This window comes from Pseudomonas guariconensis (genome assembly GCF_024127895.1).
GTDB classification, from domain to species: Bacteria; Pseudomonadota; Gammaproteobacteria; order Pseudomonadales; family Pseudomonadaceae; genus Aquipseudomonas; species Aquipseudomonas guariconensis_B.
This window is the reverse complement of the sequence record NZ_JAMYBK010000003.1, coordinates 136,543-153,599: the sequence shown is the minus strand read 5'-3', so window position 1 is coordinate 153,599 and position 17,057 is coordinate 136,543. Positions and strand designations below refer to the sequence as shown.

The 17,057-nt window shown below is 64.3% G+C and carries 12 protein-coding genes; 5 read left to right on the top strand and 7 right to left on the bottom strand.

Annotated elements, in window-relative coordinates; all coding sequences use genetic code 11:
• The first annotated feature begins 12 nt into the window (after nt 1–12).
• From phnX to NJF35_RS05455, 5 genes are all read left to right on the top strand, one after another.
• Complete coding sequence (gene phnX / locus NJF35_RS05480; protein ID WP_253080113.1) at nt 13–840, top strand: phosphonoacetaldehyde hydrolase; 828 nt, start codon at nt 13–15, stop codon at nt 838–840.
• 804 nt (nt 841–1,644) lie between these two features.
• Nucleotides 1,645–2,997, top strand: a complete 1,353-nt coding sequence (locus tag NJF35_RS05470; protein ID WP_225787787.1) for a TULIP family P47-like protein — start codon at nt 1,645–1,647, stop codon at nt 2,995–2,997.
• A gap of 64 nt (nt 2,998–3,061) precedes the next feature.
• A complete protein-coding gene (locus NJF35_RS05465) occupies nt 3,062–5,236 on the top strand; it encodes a TULIP family P47-like protein (RefSeq protein WP_225787786.1) in 2,175 nt (724 codons plus the stop codon).
• A gap of 31 nt (nt 5,237–5,267) precedes the next feature.
• Complete coding sequence (locus NJF35_RS05460) at nt 5,268–6,665, top strand: TULIP family P47-like protein (RefSeq protein WP_253090781.1); 1,398 nt, start codon at nt 5,268–5,270, stop codon at nt 6,663–6,665.
• Between the two features lie 46 nt (nt 6,666–6,711).
• A complete protein-coding gene (locus NJF35_RS05455) occupies nt 6,712–7,065 on the top strand; it encodes a hypothetical protein (protein WP_253090780.1) in 354 nt (117 codons plus the stop codon).
• Nucleotides 7,066–7,472: 407 nt separating this feature from the next.
• Here NJF35_RS05455 and NJF35_RS05450 read toward each other — a convergent pair whose 3' ends face one another.
• From NJF35_RS05450 to NJF35_RS05420, 7 genes are all read right to left on the bottom strand, one after another.
• Nucleotides 7,473–9,380: a diguanylate cyclase domain-containing protein gene (locus NJF35_RS05450; RefSeq protein WP_253090779.1), complete on the bottom strand. Its 1,908-nt coding sequence runs from the start codon at nt 9,378–9,380 to the stop codon at nt 7,473–7,475.
• A 28-nt stretch (nt 9,381–9,408) separates the two neighbouring features.
• Nucleotides 9,409–9,966, bottom strand: a complete 558-nt coding sequence (locus NJF35_RS05445; protein ID WP_253090778.1) for a membrane integrity-associated transporter subunit PqiC — start codon at nt 9,964–9,966, stop codon at nt 9,409–9,411.
• 18 nt (nt 9,967–9,984) lie between these two features.
• Complete coding sequence (locus tag NJF35_RS05440; protein ID WP_253090777.1) at nt 9,985–11,619, bottom strand: intermembrane transport protein PqiB; 1,635 nt, start codon at nt 11,617–11,619, stop codon at nt 9,985–9,987.
• Entirely contained in the window at nt 11,620–12,246 is a 627-nt protein-coding gene (locus tag NJF35_RS05435) for a paraquat-inducible protein A (protein ID WP_253090776.1), read from the bottom strand.
• Nucleotides 12,243–12,833, bottom strand: coding sequence for a paraquat-inducible protein A (locus NJF35_RS05430; protein WP_225787779.1), 591 nt, complete (start codon nt 12,831–12,833; stop codon nt 12,243–12,245). Before NJF35_RS05430 ends, NJF35_RS05435 begins: the two co-directional genes overlap by 4 nt.
• Entirely contained in the window at nt 12,830–15,304 is a 2,475-nt protein-coding gene (locus NJF35_RS05425; RefSeq protein WP_253090775.1) for a fused MFS/spermidine synthase, read from the bottom strand. The genes NJF35_RS05430 and NJF35_RS05425 overlap by 4 nt, the downstream gene beginning before the upstream one ends.
• Nucleotides 15,305–15,470: 166 nt before the next feature.
• Nucleotides 15,471–17,048: an arylsulfatase gene (locus tag NJF35_RS05420; protein ID WP_225787777.1), complete on the bottom strand. Its 1,578-nt coding sequence runs from the start codon at nt 17,046–17,048 to the stop codon at nt 15,471–15,473.
• Nucleotides 17,049–17,057: the final 9 nt, after the last annotated feature.

The following is a 17,057-nucleotide window of genomic DNA, read 5'->3' as shown; positions in this document are numbered from 1 at the left end:
CGGAGTACTGCCATGCACTACCAGCAACCCCAGCAACTGCAAGCCGCCATTCTCGACTGGGCCGGCACCGTGGTCGATTTCGGCTCGTTCGCGCCGACCCAGATCTTCGTCGAGGCCTTCGCCGAGTTCGGCGTGCAGGTCAGCCTGGAAGAGGCACGCGGCCCGATGGGCATGGGCAAATGGGACCACATCCGCACCCTGTGCGACATTCCGGCCATTGGCGAGCGCTACCGCGCCGCCTTCGGCCGCCTGCCCACGGATGATGACGTCACCGCCATCTACGAGCGCTTCATGCCGCTGCAGATCGAGAAGATCGCCGAGCACTCCGCCCTGATCCCCGGTGCGTTGGAGGCCATCGCCACCCTGCGCAAGAGCGGCCTGAAGATTGGGTCCTGCTCCGGCTACCCGGCGGTAGTGATGGAGAAGGTCGTCGCCCTGGCCGAGCGCAACGGCTACGTCGCCGACCATGTGGTAGCCACCGATGAAGTCCCCAACGGCCGTCCGCATCCCGCGCAGGCGTTGGCCAATGTGATTGCCCTTGGCATCGATGACGTCGCCGCCTGCGTGAAGGTCGACGACACCTGGCCGGGCATCCTCGAAGGCCGCCGTGCTGGCATGTGGACCGTTGCGCTGACGTGTTCAGGCAATGCCCTGGGCCTGACCTACGAGCAATACAAGGCGCTGCCGACGGACACGCTGGAGCAGGAGCGCCAGCGCATCGGCCAGATGTTCGAAGGCTCACGCCCGCACTACCTGATCGACACCATCGCCGAGCTTCCAGCGGTGATCGCCGACATCAACGCCCGCCTGGCACAGGGCGAGATGCCGCAAGGCTGCTAGTTTTCCCGCCCCAAAAGGCTTGAAACGCGGCGCTTTCCCCCTGGGGAGCGCCGCTTTCCCGAGTGTTGCGTCAGTTTGAAGTCGGTTCGCAGACTCCCTCGAATGGCACGCGCTCGCTATCGTTATCCGCAATAGGCTGGCCAGCCCCTTTGTCCTGGACGACGAAGCAGCTTTATTCACCCTCTCCGTGGTTCTCCGATCTCGGGCAACCGGCTGCGCTGCGTTGGCGCGCCTGCGGGAGCTGTTCGGCGACCCGCGGATGGTACGCAACGGCAGGGTCTACGAACCGACCCTGCGAGCCTTGACGATCCTTCGTACGCTATAGCCGGCGATGGACACCATCCCCGTGCCCTCGGTCGTGCCCGGGCGTGTGCTGCATAAGCCATCATAGAGAAATCAATTGATCGACATCTGATGATTCAGGTTTTATATATCGGCCTGAAACGACGAGCCAATTATATCCGAATAGATGATGTCATTGATGTTCACATTCTTCATAAGTGGACATCTTACTTGGCCTCATCAAATATCAAGTTCCGGGGTTTCCTTCCGATGCCCTTGCTCTGCTCAATGCCTTGTTTTAACAAGCGTCAAGCCCAACCCTCATATCGCGCCCAGGCCTTGCAAGGCCCTCGCAAGATCGTCATACCCTGCCGCCTCGAACCCAATACCGCCCTCGCCTGCTTCATTTTTATTATTGAAACGCGTTGACCCGCACAAGAAAGCGACTAGCCTGAAATACCACTCGTTGTTATTCAGCGAGTGGGCGAAACAACAAGGAACAGGAGAGACAGGGATGCTCTTATGGACACCTATCAATATGATTATTCCTATGCGTTGAGCCAGGACAAAGTCAACGACATCCTACGCAGGAACCTGGCATCCGTCGCGATGCCCGTCGCCTACACCGACCACGACCCCATGACCGGGGCCATCACCACGCTCGATGTCCACCTGGATGTATGGAGCATGGCCGACGGCGGCCAGAACAGCCTGATGAAGCTCAACGTGCCCATCAAGGATGGCAGCCTGAGCATCTCCAATCTCCCCGGTGTCAACGGCGAATGGAACATGGCCGGTGTCTCCCTGCTGCTGGAGATAACGCTGGGCTGGATGGGCCCCGGCAACCAGCAGGCACTCGACGGTGAAGGGTCACTGACCCAGTTGGTGTTCTCGCCCACCCAAGACGCGACGCCCAACGATCCCGGCTACGTTGCGATACTGACGGTCACCGACCCTTCCGGCACCTTGACCAGTGCCGCCATCGGTATGCTCAAGCAGATCATCCAGGCGGCCTTCTACGAGAACCGGGGCAACCTGCAGTATGTATTCGCCGGCGTCGTCCCGGTGCCTGCCGGCGCGACGACCTGGCTGCGCCCGTACAAGTGGCAGTACTACATCGCCTCGGGCAACATCGAGGCACTCTGCTTCCTGTCCATGCTCGACGACTCACCGTTCCCACCCACACCCGCCTTCGATTCGACGGCCCTGGTGCCGGGCGCCAACGCCGTGGCCCTCATCTCGCAGAGCGCCTTTTTCAAGAACACGCTATTGCCTGGTGTCCAGGCCACCTTCCCGGGTGGGACCTTTTCCGTCAGCCAATCGAACCAGCATTCGCTGATTTCCAACAGTGGCGCCTTCACCGTTCAGGTTGGTGGCGACGCGATCAACACCAACAGCTTCTCCCTATGGCCCTCCGATGCCGGGGACGGATTGCAGACCTCCTCCGCAGGCGGCGGCCCCCTGACCTTCCTGTTCGGCCTGGCCGACCTCCCCGATGCCTCCTACAGCTGGAGTGCCCATACGGTCAACCCACTGTCGCTGGACGTTGCAAGCGGCAGCATGACCTTCCGGCAAGACCCGAACCCGACGACCACCCACGATCAGGACATCCCCTGGTACGACTACATCATCCTGGTGGGGCTGGGCCTGACGCTGGTCGGCCTGATCGCCGACATCACCGACGCCGTCAACGGCTTCGGCGACCAGGTCAACGACGTCGGCATGTCGAACATCAATGGCGCGGTGCAATCCACCCTCGGCAACCATGCGGTCAACGTCACCGACCTGCTCGACTGGCAGGCCAACGGTCAATCGTTCGCCCTGACCGACGGTGGGCTCGACGGTGCCCTCTACTTCCGTGGAAACCTTTCCTGAGCGTTCCAGGTGCCCGGCGCGGGTGTGCAGGCCGGGAAATCGATCCACCCAGGAGGAACAGCCAATGGCCACCCCCACCGACAACACATCGCTCGCCCCTGTGCCCGTATCAGAAATCGCCACCCGTCCAACGGCCGATACCTACGACTGGGATACGGTGGTGGCCCTGCATTTCGACACCACCAACACGGCCCTCACCGACAACTGGGGCAGCGTCGACAGCCGCGCCAAGACCCTCACCCAGGCCGCCAGCGACGACCCGTCCTACCAGATCCAGGCCAGCCTCGACCCCTGGCAGCTGACCATCGGCGGTGACGGCAAGAACATCAACATGAGCGTGCCGATCGCCAGCGGTGTCTACCAGGCTGGCGCCAACAGCTATCCGCTGGATGGGCTGGGCATGAGTGCAATCATCCAGATCAACATGGACTGGATCCCCGACCCCGACCAGAAGTCCTTCGTGATCAACAGCGGGGTGGCGGCCATCGTCGCCGACCTCGACAACGACATCGTCGATGCGGCCCTCATTGCCGACTTCGCCGCCAACGGCGTCACCATCACCAGCGAGTCGAAGCTCTCGACGGTCCATCAGGGCGCCGCCTGGTTGATCGCCGCCGCCGACAACACCTTCTATTACCTGTTCTTCAGCCAGGACAAGGACCAGAACCAGTTCCTGTCCGTGTACCAGTACACCAAGTCCTTCGCCACCCAGCTTCGCGCCCTGAGCAAGGAAGCCGGTGCAACGCCAGCTGTCGTGGTGATGAACGTGCTGAATCCGCCAAATGCCGGCAGCATCGGCAACGCGGTGCTCCCTGAACTGCTGAGCGAGTGGTTCAACAGCAACATCAGCTATTTCAACTTCGTTTTCTCGGTCATCGACCTCACCCCCCAGCTCGATCAATCGCCCAGCTACACCTGGATCGACCCGACGGCCACCAGCTATGCCGTCATCGACGAGCAGACCATGACCAGCTCGGTGATGGGGGTGCTGACCATGGTCCAGAACAACCGACCCGGCGCGAACCACCAGGTATCGCCCAATGCCATTCCCACCGGTAGCGATGCGAACGGCGCCAACGTGGGGTTGCTGATCAGCGGGCAGAACTTCATGAAGAACATGATGCTCGGCGGCGCCAAGATCCTGTTCGACGATGCCAGCGACGAGGATTTCTCGATATTCAACGATGGGCTGTCCATCCAGAACGTCAACGCGCTGACCTACGGCTACTTCAAGATGGAGGACGACCCCGACGCCACCACCGCCGACAACGGCTATTCCGCCGAGCTGGACAGCGGCTCGCTGCCCCAGGGGCTGGTCGATGCCTTCAAGCACTCCGATGGCGAAGGTGGCTATTACTACAACCCTGACCTGCGCGGCGATACCGTCAAGGTCAATGTCGCCGGCAGCCAGTGGTTCCTCAGCGGCAACGGCTCGGAGTACATCGTCGACCTCAACGACGGCCAGCTCGAGTTCTATACCGCGACCCAGGTCACCATCGCCGCCGGGCAGTTCGAGATGAACCTGGAGCACAGCTTCCTCGAGATCAAATTCATCGACCTGACCTATTCGCAAAGCTGGCAGTACGACGTGCACATCAACTACACCGAGCAGGTCAACCTGGGCCTGAAGACGGTCACCACGTCGACGGGGGCGACCAAGCAGATCTTCAATTTCACCCAATCGGTGCGCAACATGACCGTCGATGTCACCAAGACCCAGGCGGAAATCACCTTCGAGATCGTGATGGGGGCGGTCACCGCCAGCCTGGCCCTGGTCGCCGTACTCGGCCCGATCGTCGACGGCCTGGCCAGTGCGGCGGAAGTGACGGTCGAGAGCGTCGAGGAAGGCAGCGCGGTCATCAACGAAACCACCTTCGTCGAAGAGCTCAGTGGCAGCGATGAAGCAGAGGAGCAGAACCTCGCCAACGAGAAGGATGCCCTGGCCAATGGCGCCGAGCAGACCGCCGGCCGGATGACCCGCATCAAGAATGCCTTCAACTCCACCCGCTGGAAGGTGTTTGGCGGCATCACCGGTGCCGTGGCGGCCGCTTCCGGTATCGAGATCGCCGTCTCGGCGATCATGGCGGCGGTGTACAACAACGAATGGGACAATGTGCCCGGCTTCGATGAGTTCGCCAACGATGCCATAGAGCCGTATACCTTCCCCGGCGTCACTGGCTATGACCTGACCTCGGCGTGGCTGGCCGACTCGCTGCAGATCGGCCTGAAAACCAAGTGAAGGCAACGGCGTACGGAACAGGAGAGGCGTCATGACGACCAGCAACGAGGGGGTCTACACCTACAATTGGGATACCGCCTTCGCCATCCCGATTCCGGACGTCAACCAGACCATTGTCGACCAGAAGTCGTCACCGCCCGGGTTCACGGTCACGGCGGCGGATGCCTACACGGTCTCGGCGAACTTCTGCGATTGGCAGATCTGCAGGGGTGGGGATGGCAAGAACGTGCGTTTTTCCATCCCCATGACCGGGATCGTGGTCGACTACAGCAACGGCCAGCGTGTGACCTGCGAGACGGGCACGGCGGTCATCGAGATCAACCTTCATTACATTCCCCATGATGCAGCGGGCGATGTCCCCTCCAACCCGGTTGCGCTGGTGGTGAAAACCACCTCGGACGACCCCTCGACACCCGTGGCCGCCCTGGTCGGCCAGGTCACCCTGTCGCCCGACCCTGGCACCGTCACCAGCGCCGTCTTTGGCCAGGCGCTGCTGGACTGGGTCAACGGCAACCTGGGGGCGTTCAACCACATCTTCTCGGTGGTCGACCTCAACCGGATGATCGACCAGCAACAATGGGGGTTCGTGACACCCAACTACACCAGCTACGCCTACCTCGACGGCAGCACCCTCGAGGACAGCGTGCTGGGCGTGCTCACCATGACCGGGGACCGCAACGGTGAATCCCTGAGCGAACAGATATCGCCGTCGGCGATTCCCGGGGGCAGTGAAGCCGGGTTCCTGGTCTCCCAGGAACGCACCCTCTACGACCTGGTGCGCCCGGCGATCATGGTCGCCTACCCGGGGCTGACCGACGACAACTTCCTGATGAGCGACGACAAGACCCGCCTCTACCTGGTGCAAGGTGTGTCCGTCGACATGCCGCCGATCGCGCATGATGGCTCGACCTACTACCCGAAGCTCACCGCGCTCACGGTAGAGACCGATGGCGAGACGTTCACCGTCACCAGTACCACCAGCACCTACATCACCTTCGGCGTGACCTCCGAGACGACAGCCACCAACTGGTACACCCTCGACCTCGGAACGTCGAACAATGGGCAGACCATCACCTTCATCCAGACCCAACCCACGGACCAGCAGTACGCCGTCCACCAGGACCCTGGCGTGATCGTCACCGAGATCATCCTGTCGATCATCATCGGTCTGGTGTCGCTGATCTGCGCCCCGCTCACCGACGGCGCATCGATCGTCTTGGGCGGCCTGGTGATCGGGCTGTTGCTGGGGGCATCGCAAATCGCCACGGCGGCCATCGAATCGGTCAACAAGGACACCTCCCCTGCCGTGGACCTGCTCATGGTCAATGCCGTCGACCCGATCAAGTGGACGGGCAGCGGCTCGTTCAAGCTCGACTACGTCCATCCGAACATATCCTTGCAACTGGGCGGTGATCCGCTGTTCGTCTAGCCCACGTGGCACCTACCGACACACACGGAACAACAGGAGGCCTGCCATGGCCAGCCAGTCGACCCACTTCGTGAAGTACCGCCTCAAAGACAGCGCCGCAGGCGAGCACTACGTCACCTTCTCTTCCCGAGGGCCACGGGCACCGGTAACCGGGGCGAATCATCCGCTCATCCGCAAGCTCGCGGAAACCGACGCCGCGGCAGCGAGCACGGTAGAGCGCCTGATCCAGGCGATGACCGCGAATGAACAGCGCTTCTTCGCCTGGCTGGGGGGCGATGCCTCACGCATGGAATATTTCATGGAGGACCCCGTCGGGGCGCTGAAACAGGCAATTCCCGACCTACCGCAGACGTTCTTCGACGAGCTCGCCGCGTTGCCGAAGCTGTTCGCGAACAGGTGAAATGCCATTGGGGCCGCTTCGCGCCCCATCGCCGGCAAGCCGGCTCCCACAGGGTTCGCCGCCGTCCCTGAGCATTGCGGTGAACCTGGGAGCGGCTCTAAAGCAATCTCAAACCGGCGATGGGCTGCCCCCCCTCTCACAGCGGTCTCTGCATGACAGTCAGCACCGCCAACCTGTGCAGGCTGTGTGAAAACCTCCAATGCTTTTTCAGGATCGCGCTTCTACGCGAAATCTGGAAAAGCTTGGCTGCTCAACTCACCCTGAATACGCGTAGAAGCGCGATGTTTAGGTTGTTTTTTGAACAGCCCGATTGCTCGGAGGGTTTTCACACAGCCTGTGTGGGAGCCGGCTTGCCGGCGATGGGACGCGAAGCGGCCCCGGTTTCCAGCGATGTCCTGAGCGCCCTGTCACGGCCCGGGCTCGGGCTCGACGTCGGCCGTGAACAGGCACACCCGGTTGCGCTGGCGCTTGGCTTGGTACATGGCCTGGTCGGCCGCCTTGACCAAGGTGTCGGGATCACGGGCATGCAAGGGATGGAGCGCGACGCCGATGCTCGGGGTGACGAAATCGATGGTCTGCGTCTCGATCTGCACAGGTGCCCCCAATACCTGCAACAGGCGCTCGGCAAGGCGCTGGGCATCGCTTGCGCCGGTGCCGGGCAGGATCAGCGTGAACTCGTCGCCGCCCAGGCGATAGGCACGGTCCGGTTTGCGCACGGCCTCGCGCAGGCGGTTGGCCATCTGCACCAGCAGGCTGTCGCCGATATCGTGCCCGAAGCGGTCGTTGACCTGCTTGAAACGGTCCAGGTCGATGAACAGCAGCGCCAGGCTACCCTTCCCCTCGGCCAGGTTGCGCGTGAGGTGCTCGTAGAAGGCCTTGCGGTTGCCGAGCCCGGTCAGGGCATCGCGATAGGCCAGGTCGAAGAGCTGGTTCTGGTATTCGACATGGCCGCTGACGTCGTGCAGGATGCCGCGATAGCCGCTGGGCCGGCCCTGGCCATCGAAGATGGGCGAGACGTGCGTTTCGTAGTACCCCAGGCTACCGTCGGCCCGGTGCAGGCGCCCATGCAGCAGCGGTGGGTCCCCCGCCGAGTGCGCCTCGACCAGCGCGCCGAGCCGTTGTTCGGTGCATGTCTCCAGCCATTGGCTGGCCGGCTGGCCGATCACGGTTTCTGGCGAGTGGCCGAGCAGCGTGGCCAGGGCCGGGTTGATGGCCAGGAAATGGCCTTGGCCGTCCAGTTCGAAATAGCCTTCCTGCATGGCCTGGAGGATTGCCCGGTCCCGCGCTTCGCTGCGCTCCAGGCGATCGAGCATGTGGTTGGTCTCTTGCCCGAGCAGGCCCAGTTCATCCGTGGCGCGATCGCTGAGGCGACGGCCGGCGGACTCAGGCCCGATGTGCAGCAGCTCCTGGTGCATCCTCGAGATGCGGCGCAGCAGGACAACGTCCAGGCCCAGGTAGGTCAGCAACCAGGCCAGCAGCGCGACCAGCGCCGACAGGCCGAGGAAAAGATCGATCTGCTTGCGCCCCTCGACGTACAGGTGCCGCTCGCGGGGCAGCTCCAGCACCAACTGCGGTTCGTCCGGACGACGGTCGAACTGCAGGAAGATGCGCTGCCGGTCGGCATCGAGGACCTGGCGCGGGCTGATGGCGATGTCTTCGTTCCCTTCGAGCGGGGCCCAGTGTGGCGGCGTCCGCTCGGGCGCGAGCAGCCGTAGGACGCCTTCGAGTTGCCGCTGCAAGGCCGTGGTGCGTTCGCTGTCGAGGAAGTGGCCGGCGAACAGGGTACCTGAGGCCGGTGGTGGCGTCTGCATGCCGACCAGGATCATCGGTACACCTTGTACCGCAACCAGCCGCCCCGGCACTTGCCGGGCCGTCCCATCACGCTCCAGGCGCTGCGCCAGGGCGAGAATATCGTCACGCAAGGCCTGGGTGCTGCGTACAGGCGCCGTGCCCAAGGTCGCCAGGTCGAGGGCCGGCACGGGTTGCCACTGGGCGGCGCTCACCTGCCCTGCCGTATCCAGGTGGAGCAGGAAGTCGAAGTTCATCCGGCTCAAGCTCGCGGAGGGCAGCGGCAGGATGTCGCCTGCCGCTGCCGAAGGCGCCAAGGAGAGCACGAAATTACGCAGGCGGTCATGGTCGCGTTCGAGCAGGTTGCCGACCAAGGCCCGGATATGCGTGGCTTCGGCCACCAGCAGTTGCTCATCCTCATGGTCCAGACGGCCCAGGATCAGCGTGTGCGCCAGCCCATGGATCACCAGCAGGACCACCACCAGCGGTGGTGCGAAAAGCCAGAACAGTCGCTTGCGTAGCGTCATCGAGCGCTCCAGCGGCAAAGGCCAGCCACTAGAGGGCCGGCGCCGGACAGCGCGTCGTGCCGGCGGCGCTGGCCTGTGCGACCATACGGGCGAACCTGCGCAGGTTGTCCTGATGCGCCGCGACCAACCCGGAGATGCTGTTGTCCGCCCTGCTTTGCAAGGTGCTGTGGCAGGACAGCTGGCTGTGCGGCGTGCCATATCCCAGCCGCCAGCTCACATCGAGCAAGGCGTGCTGGCCCGGGATCGAGTCGAAGCGCTGCACCTCCACGCGCAAGCTCGCCCGGTCGCCCGCCCCGGTCGGCGTCCCTAGCTGGTCCTGCAGGGCGCTGCGGAACTCGTCGACCAGGTTGGCCCCCCACCATTCGGTCTCTAGGATCACCAGTCCACTGTCGCCCTGGCGTATGACCAGCTGCGAACGATCGACCTGGGGCGGCAGGGTGACCTGCTGGATCGCGATATCGACGCCCGCCGGCCGCTCGGCAGGCTGCGCCGGCACCAAGGTGTGGTAGTGGATGGGGGCGCTGCTGCAACCTTGCAAGGTCACGACCAGCCCGGCGGCCAACAGCTGCTTTGCCAGCTTGTGCATAGGGGTTCACTCCTTGGTTCAAGGCCGCAGGCCATCGGCATCGACGGCCTTGGGCCGCCCGCGTATCAGCGATTCGGGGTGCCTGCCCAGGTAGTCGGACAGGTCACGCAGCGAACGCGACATGCGCTCCAGTTCGTTGAGGGTGTCGTTCATTCTCTCGCGCTGCGGAGACCCCTCCGACAGCGCGGCATTGGCGGTCTGCAACGTGCCACGCAGCGCTTCCAGAGTCTGGCTGACACCCGGCAAGGTCTGCGTGTTGAACTGCTTGAGGCTGGCCTTCAGCTCGCGCAGGTTGCCGTCCAGGTCGTTGGCGATGCGTTCGATGGGCAGTTTGCTCAGGCGCGCGACCATCTGCTGCAGTTGCTCCTGCAGTTTGTCCAGGCTGCCGGGCACCGTGGGAATCCACAGGGGGCGTGCCGAGGCATCGAAGGCGACTTTCTGTGCGTCGGGGTAGAAGTCCAGGGACACATACAGCTGGCCCGTGAGCAGGTTACCCGTGCGCGCCTGCGCCCGTAGGCCATGCGCGACAAAACTGCCGATCAGCTGGCTGCCGGCCTCCTCGTCCCCTGGCGCTCGCTTGAGCGCCCCGAACATCTTCAGGTAGACAGGCCCCAGGCGCTGCGGGTAGACCACCGCGTCCACCATGACTGGGAAGCTCTGTTTCTGTTCGTCGAAGTCGAGCTCGACCGCCGTGACCTTGCCGAACGCCACCCCCATGAACTCCACCGGCGCGCCAACGGCCAGGCCGCGCATGGACTGGTCGAAGCGCAGGCGCAGCGGCAATGCCTTGCCCGTAGGCGGTGCCAGGGCGCTGTCGCGATCGGCATACAGTTCGAACGCCTGCTGGTCTTCGGCCAGCGCAGCCCCGGTGGCCGACTCGGGTTCACCGAAGACCAGCCCGCCGACCAGGATCGACGACAGCGATTCGGTATTGACCCTCAAGCCATTGGCGCCGAGGTCGAGGTCGATCCCGCTGGCATTCCAGAAGCGCGTGTTGCGGGTGACGAAGGCATCGTTGGGCGCTTCGATGAAGATGCCGATGTCCACCCCCTTGCCATCCTCCTGCAAGGCGTAGGACACCACCTGCCCGACGGGGATCTTGCGAAAGTAGATCGGCGAGCCGATGTCGAGCGAACCCAGGTCCTGGGCATGTAGCGTGAAGCGCTTGCCCTTCTCGCCATAGGTGATCGGCGGTGGCGACTCCAGCCCGGTGAACGCCTTGGCCGGCGTCGTGGACTGGCCAGCATCGGCGCCGATGAAGTTGCCCGAGAGCAAGGTATCGACACCGGTGACACCGCCCGCCCCGATGCGCGGTCTGACGACCCAGTACTGGGCGCCCTCGGTGGCGAACGATTCGGCCTCCTTGGACAGCCGCACGGTGGCCAGCACGCTTTTCTTGTCGTCGGCCAGTTCCACCGAGGCCACTTCGCCGATCACCACGCTGCGGTACTTGACCTGTGTCTTGTGCGCCACCAGCCCCTCGCCCGTCTTGAAGGAAATGGTGATTACCGGCCCTTCCTGCATCCAGCTGCGCACCACCAGGGAGGCGCCGATCAACAGCGCGATGATCGGGACGATCCAGACCAGGGACACGTTCCAGCGCCTGCTCTGCACCTGTGCCGCGGCCGGTTGCCGCTCGCTGTCTTGCACCATTCAGGCGTCCTCCTTGTGTGAAGCGCTGTCCCAAATGAGACGCGGGTCGAAACTCATGGCCGAGAGCATGGTGAACACCACGACCAGGCCAAAGAACAGGATGCCGGCCCGTGGTTCGATGGTGCCCAGCTCGCGCATCTGCACCAGGGCCGCGACCAGCGCGACCACCAGCACATCGAGCATCGACCAGTAGCCGATCAGTTCCACGAAGCGGTAGAGCTTGGTGCGTTGCCGGCATGCCCAGTCGCTGCGCCGCTGCACCGTGACCAGCAACATCAGCAAGGCGATGAACTTGATCGCCGGCACGCCGATGCTGGCGATGAAGATGATCAAGGCGATGTCCCAGGCCCCGCTCTCCCAGAACTCCAGTACACCGCCACCGATGGTGCTGTCGGTGCCCTGGCCGAGCATCTCGGTATGCATCACCGGCAGCAGGTTGGCCGGGATGTAGAACACCAGCGCCGTGAGCAGGTAGGCCCAGGTACGGGTGACGGCCTGTGTCTTGCGCGCATGCAGGGGCGCGGCGCAGCGCTCGCAGCGATGCGGGTGGCGGGTCAGGTCGCAGGCATGGCCGCAGCCGTGGCACAGGCACAGCTTCAGTTCGGCGGCGGTGGGCGGCACGCTCATACCTGCTCCCAGAGCTGGCGGATGTCGCGCCCGGCGATGTAGATCAACAGGACGCTGAGCGCGGCCATGGCCAGCAGGCCGATGCCCGGGATCACATCGAGCAGGCCCGCGAGCTTGATCACGGCCACCAGGGCGCCCAGCAGGCAGACCTCCAGCATGCTCCAGGGCCGCAGCGCCTCGAGCCCCCGCATGCACCAGGCAAAGGCCGGCGCGCGGCGTTGGCGCAAGGCGAAGGCCAGTACCCAGATCAGCAAGCCCACCTGCATCACGGGCGCGATGATGATGGCCAGCGCCACCACCAGGGCGATGAGGGTGATGCTGCCGCGGCTGAGGATCAGCACCGAGTCCCAGAGCGTCGCGCTATTGCTCAGGCCCTGCATGTTGATGGTCATGACCGGGTAGAGATGGGCGAACGCCAGGAGCACCGCGCCGGTCACGCCCAGGGCCAGGCGTTGCTGCACGGACAAGGCGCCATGGCGCTCCAGCACGCCCGCGCAACGTACGCACACGGCGCGCTGGTGGCGAGCCAGCGGCGTGCGCTGATACACCGCGTCGCAGTATTCGCAGATGATCACGTCCTGCTTCATCGCGGGTCACCGATGAACCAGCGGTAGTAAGGGTTGCTGCCATCCTCGCGAACCACGGTCCTCACCTCCCGTGCCCAGGCCTGGCGCTCGCCACGGTAGGCGTGCAGGCCCACACCATAGAAACGCCGCAAGCTCGCCCATTGCGCGTTGACCTGGGCGCGAAACGACGGCTGCACGTTGACCAAGGGCGGCTCACGGCGCAATGCCAGCAGCTCGGGCAGTACCCGGGTGATCTCCTTGGCACGGACCCACGGGGCGTACTCGATGCGTGGCTGGTCATCCGTTACCGCCGGTGCATCGCCGGCATAGGTCTGTAGCCCTTGGCGATCGGTGATCCAGGTCGCCAGCAGCGCGGCCGCCGAGTCGATGCCCACCTCGCCCAGCACGGCAGCCACCTCGGGCTGCGAAAAGCGCTCCTGGATGCGCGCTACGTCCAGTTGCAACGGCTGCAGGGAGCCCACCAGCAGCATCTCGTGAAACTCCGTGGTCCACAGCGAGGCATGGGGAAACACGTCGATGAAGCTGCGCACCAGCGAGCGGCTGTCCTCGTCGTTCTGTGTCGGCAACGGCAACCACTGGGCAACCACGCCATGCTCGTTCAGGCGGCTGGCGGCCAAGCGGTAGAAGTCGCGCGAATACAGGTTGACCACCCCGGCAGCCGAAGGTGGCGGCGGCTCCAGGGTGATCATGTCGTAGCGGGCCTCGCTGCGCAGCAGCTCACGGCGGCCGTCGCGCAGGCGAATGTCCAGGCGTGGATCGTCGATGGCATCGAAGGTCCCACGAAAGTGTGGTGCGGCCCTCAGCACCTCGGGCAGCAGCTCGGCCACCACCGGGTGCTGCACGTCGCGGTAGCGCAGCATGGCACCGGCGGTGATGCCGGTACCGAAACCGATGACCAACGCCGAGCGGGGCTCGCCGCGGTGAATCAACAACGGCAGCAACGCCTGCAGGCGCATGTAGCGCAGCGACGGCATGGCATCGCCGGTATTGGACACGCCCTGGATGTACAGGCGGCTGAACTGCCGTTGCCCCTTGCCTTGCTGTACCACCGCCACTGTGCCGCCCCGCCCCTCCTCATAGAAGCTCAGTTGCCCGCTGCGGGTGGCAGGCATCAATTGCGCCAGGTGCCGGGGCGACGTCAACAGGCCACAGGCAAGGGTCGCGATGCCGACGAGCAGCACCCCCACGCGCATCCGGCGGCTGACCTGCGTCCCTCGCCATACCGCCACACCGCCAATGGCGGCAGCCAGCACGGCGAGCAACGCCAGGCCACGCACCAGGCCCAGCCCTGGTACCAGCAGGAACCCTGTCAGCATCACGCCAAGGATGCCACCCAGGGTGTTGAGGGCAACCACGATCCCCACATCGCGGCCGACATGGGCACTGTCTACCGCCAGGCGCAAGGCCAGGGGAAACGCCGCGCCCAGCAAGGTCGTGGGCAGGAACACCACGCTGAGCGCCGCGACGGCGAAGCGTGCGGACATGCCCGCCAGTTCGCTGCCACCGAGGGTCAGCACCCAGCGCTCGGCCAGGCTCTGCGCGCCGACCAGCCACTGCCCCAGCCCGGCGACCTGGAGAATCGCCAGCAGCCCCGCACTGGCGATCAGCAGGCCGAACACGCCCCAGGGGTCGCGAATACGGTCGGCATGCCGCGCATACAAGGCGCTGCCGAGCACGAGGCCGCAGAGATAGGTGGCCAGCACCACGGCGAAGGCGAAGGCCCGCGTGCTCATGAACTGCACGATCGACTGCGTCCAGATCACTTCGTACCCCAGCGCCACCCCGCCGGCCAGGCAATACAGGCCGATGGCCAGGCGTGCCGAGGCACTGCGTGCGGTGGTGGCCGCAGTGGCCTGGTGTGCCGGCTCGACGGGCGCGCGGGCTACCCACAGCGCGGCGACAGCAGCCAGCACGTTCAGCAATGCGGCGGCATAGGCACTGGCCAGCACACCGAGCGTTGGCAACAGCACGAACGCCGCCGCCAGGGTACCGGCGATGGCGCCCGCGGTATTGGCGGCATACAGGCCGCCACCTGCCCGGCCGAGCTCGCCCTCGACCGGGGACAGGGCGCGCACCAGCACTGGCAGGGTACCGCCCATGAAGAACGCCGGCAGGCCGACCAGCACGAAAGGCAGCACCCAGGCCAGCGGCCCCAGGCTGGCCTCCAGCCGGGCGAAGAGGCCCGCGGCAGCGCCAAGCCCCAGGGTTGCGGCGACCCCGAGGACCGCGACCAACACCTCCAGCCCGGCATACAACAGGACCGGACGGCGCAGACGGTCGGCCCACCGACCGAACGCCAGGCCCCCCAGCGCCAGGCCGGCGAAAAAAGCACTGATGGCCGTGGTGACGGCATACACCTCCACCCCCACCACCAAGGACAGTTGTTTGACCCAGAGCACCTGGTAGACCAGGGCCGCACCGCCGGAAAGGAACATCAGCAACGCGGTGATCGACAGCTGGGAACGTGCCATGGCCGAGGTTGCCTGGACTACCGCGCGACGGGGGCGCGAACGGGACTGACTGGCGGCTGATGACATGGCAAAGCCTTATCGAACGAAAGGAGGCCTGCGCCAGGAAGACTGCCGCAGGCCAGGGGACGGGCGCAGGCGCTGGCCTGCGTCCGCTTCCAGTCGGCGCTTATTTGGCGCCTTGCTTCATCTTGGCCTCGATCTGCCGGTCTACGTCGGCACGGATCTGGTCGATGCTGAAGCTCGCCGGACGCTGGCTGGGGGGATAGTCGACGAAGGTCTGCAGGAAGGCGGCGGCCCTGCGGGTGCCCTCGAAAATCAGGTAGTCGTTCTTGGCGAGCCAGTCGTAGTACTGGTCCGACACCACGTCTGCCCGCTCATATGGATCCATGCGCAGATGGAACAGCTTCGGTACCCGCAGGCATGTGAACGGCTCGCTCCAGACCTTGAAACCACCCGGGGCGCGCTGTTCGCAGAACACCAGCTTCCAGTCCTTGAAGCGCATGGCGACCAGGTCTCCATCGTCGCTGAAATAATAGAATTCCTCGCGTGCGCTCTTGTCGGTCTTGCCTGTCAGGAAGTCCAGCTGGTTATAGCCGTCCAGGTGCACCTTGAAGTTCTTGCCACCGACATCAGCCCCTTTGAGCAAGCGTTCCTTGATGTCCGCACTGCCAGCTGCCGCCAACAAGGTAGGGAACCAGTCCAGGCCGGAGAACATCTGGGTGGTCACTTCGCCCGCCTTGATCTTGCCCGGCCAGCGCACCATGGCCGGCACCCGGTAGGCGCCCTCCCAGTTGGAGTTCTTCTCGTTGCGAAACGGCGTGGTCGCCGCATCCGGCCACGACCACTGGTTCGGCCCGTTGTCGGTGGTGTAGACGACGATGGTGTTGTCGGTAAGCTTCAGGTCGTCCAACGTCTTGAGCAGCTTGCCGACGTCACCGTCGTGTTCGAGCATGCCGTCGGCATATTCGTTGCCTACCATGCCACTCTGCCCTTGCATCGACTCGCGTACATGGGTGAAGGCATGCATGCGTGTGGTGTTCATCCACACGAAGAACGGTTTGTCGGCCTTGGCCTGCTTGTCGATGAAGTTGATGGCCGCCTGGGTGGTATCGTCATCGATGGTTTCCATGCGCTTGCTGTTCAGCGCGCCGGTGTCCTCGATCTTGCCGTCGGCGGTGGAACGGATCACCCCACGCGGCGAAGCGGCCTTGACGAAGGGGTCGTTGGGGTCCTTGGGCCAATACGGGCGCTCGGGCTCCTCCTCGGCGTTGAGGTGGTAGAGGTTGCCGAAGAACTCATCGAAGCCGTGGTTGGTCGGCAGGTATTCGTCCCGATCACCCAGGTGGTTCTTGCCGAATTGACCCGTGGCGTACCCCAGTGCCTTGAGCGCCTGGGCGATGGTCACGTCGCGATCCTGCAGGCCGACCTTGACGCCCGGCATGCCGACCTTGGACAGCCCGGTGCGCAAGGCAGACTGGCCGGTGATGAAGGTAGAACGCCCCGCCGTGCAGCTGTTCTCGGCGTAGTAGTCGGTGAACATCAGCCCTTCCTTGGCGATACGGTCGATGTTCGGCGTCTTGTAGCCGACCACTCCGTGCGAATACGCACTGATATTGGTCTGGCCGATGTCATCGCCGAATATCACCAGGATGTTCGGCTTGTCCGCGGCCGTGGCCATCGAGCATCCCACTATCGCCGTCGCCGCCAGTGCGAACTGCGATAACCACCTTCCTGTGCGTTTCATTGGTGCTTC

Excerpts from the sequence above, each read along its gene's own strand:
- phnX (WP_253080113.1), top strand. The coding sequence starts at position 13 with ATGCACTACCAGCAACCCCAGCAACTGCAAGCCGCCATTCTCGACTGG.
- NJF35_RS05470 (WP_225787787.1), top strand. The coding sequence starts at position 1,645 with ATGGACACCTATCAATATGATTATTCCTATGCGTTGAGCCAGGACAAA.
- NJF35_RS05465 (WP_225787786.1), top strand. The coding sequence starts at position 3,062 with ATGGCCACCCCCACCGACAACACATCGCTCGCCCCTGTGCCCGTATCA.
- NJF35_RS05460 (WP_253090781.1), top strand. The coding sequence starts at position 5,268 with ATGACGACCAGCAACGAGGGGGTCTACACCTACAATTGGGATACCGCC.
- NJF35_RS05455 (WP_253090780.1), top strand. The coding sequence starts at position 6,712 with ATGGCCAGCCAGTCGACCCACTTCGTGAAGTACCGCCTCAAAGACAGC.
- NJF35_RS05450 (WP_253090779.1), bottom strand. The coding sequence starts at position 9,380 with ATGACGCTACGCAAGCGACTGTTCTGGCTTTTCGCACCACCGCTGGTG.
- NJF35_RS05445 (WP_253090778.1), bottom strand. The coding sequence starts at position 9,966 with ATGCACAAGCTGGCAAAGCAGCTGTTGGCCGCCGGGCTGGTCGTGACC.
- NJF35_RS05440 (WP_253090777.1), bottom strand. The coding sequence starts at position 11,619 with ATGGTGCAAGACAGCGAGCGGCAACCGGCCGCGGCACAGGTGCAGAGC.
- NJF35_RS05435 (WP_253090776.1), bottom strand. The coding sequence starts at position 12,246 with ATGAGCGTGCCGCCCACCGCCGCCGAACTGAAGCTGTGCCTGTGCCAC.
- NJF35_RS05430 (WP_225787779.1), bottom strand. The coding sequence starts at position 12,833 with ATGAAGCAGGACGTGATCATCTGCGAATACTGCGACGCGGTGTATCAG.
- NJF35_RS05425 (WP_253090775.1), bottom strand. The coding sequence starts at position 15,304 with ATGGCACGTTCCCAGCTGTCGATCACCGCGTTGCTGATGTTCCTTTCC.
- NJF35_RS05420 (WP_225787777.1), bottom strand. The coding sequence starts at position 17,048 with ATGAAACGCACAGGAAGGTGGTTATCGCAGTTCGCACTGGCGGCGACG.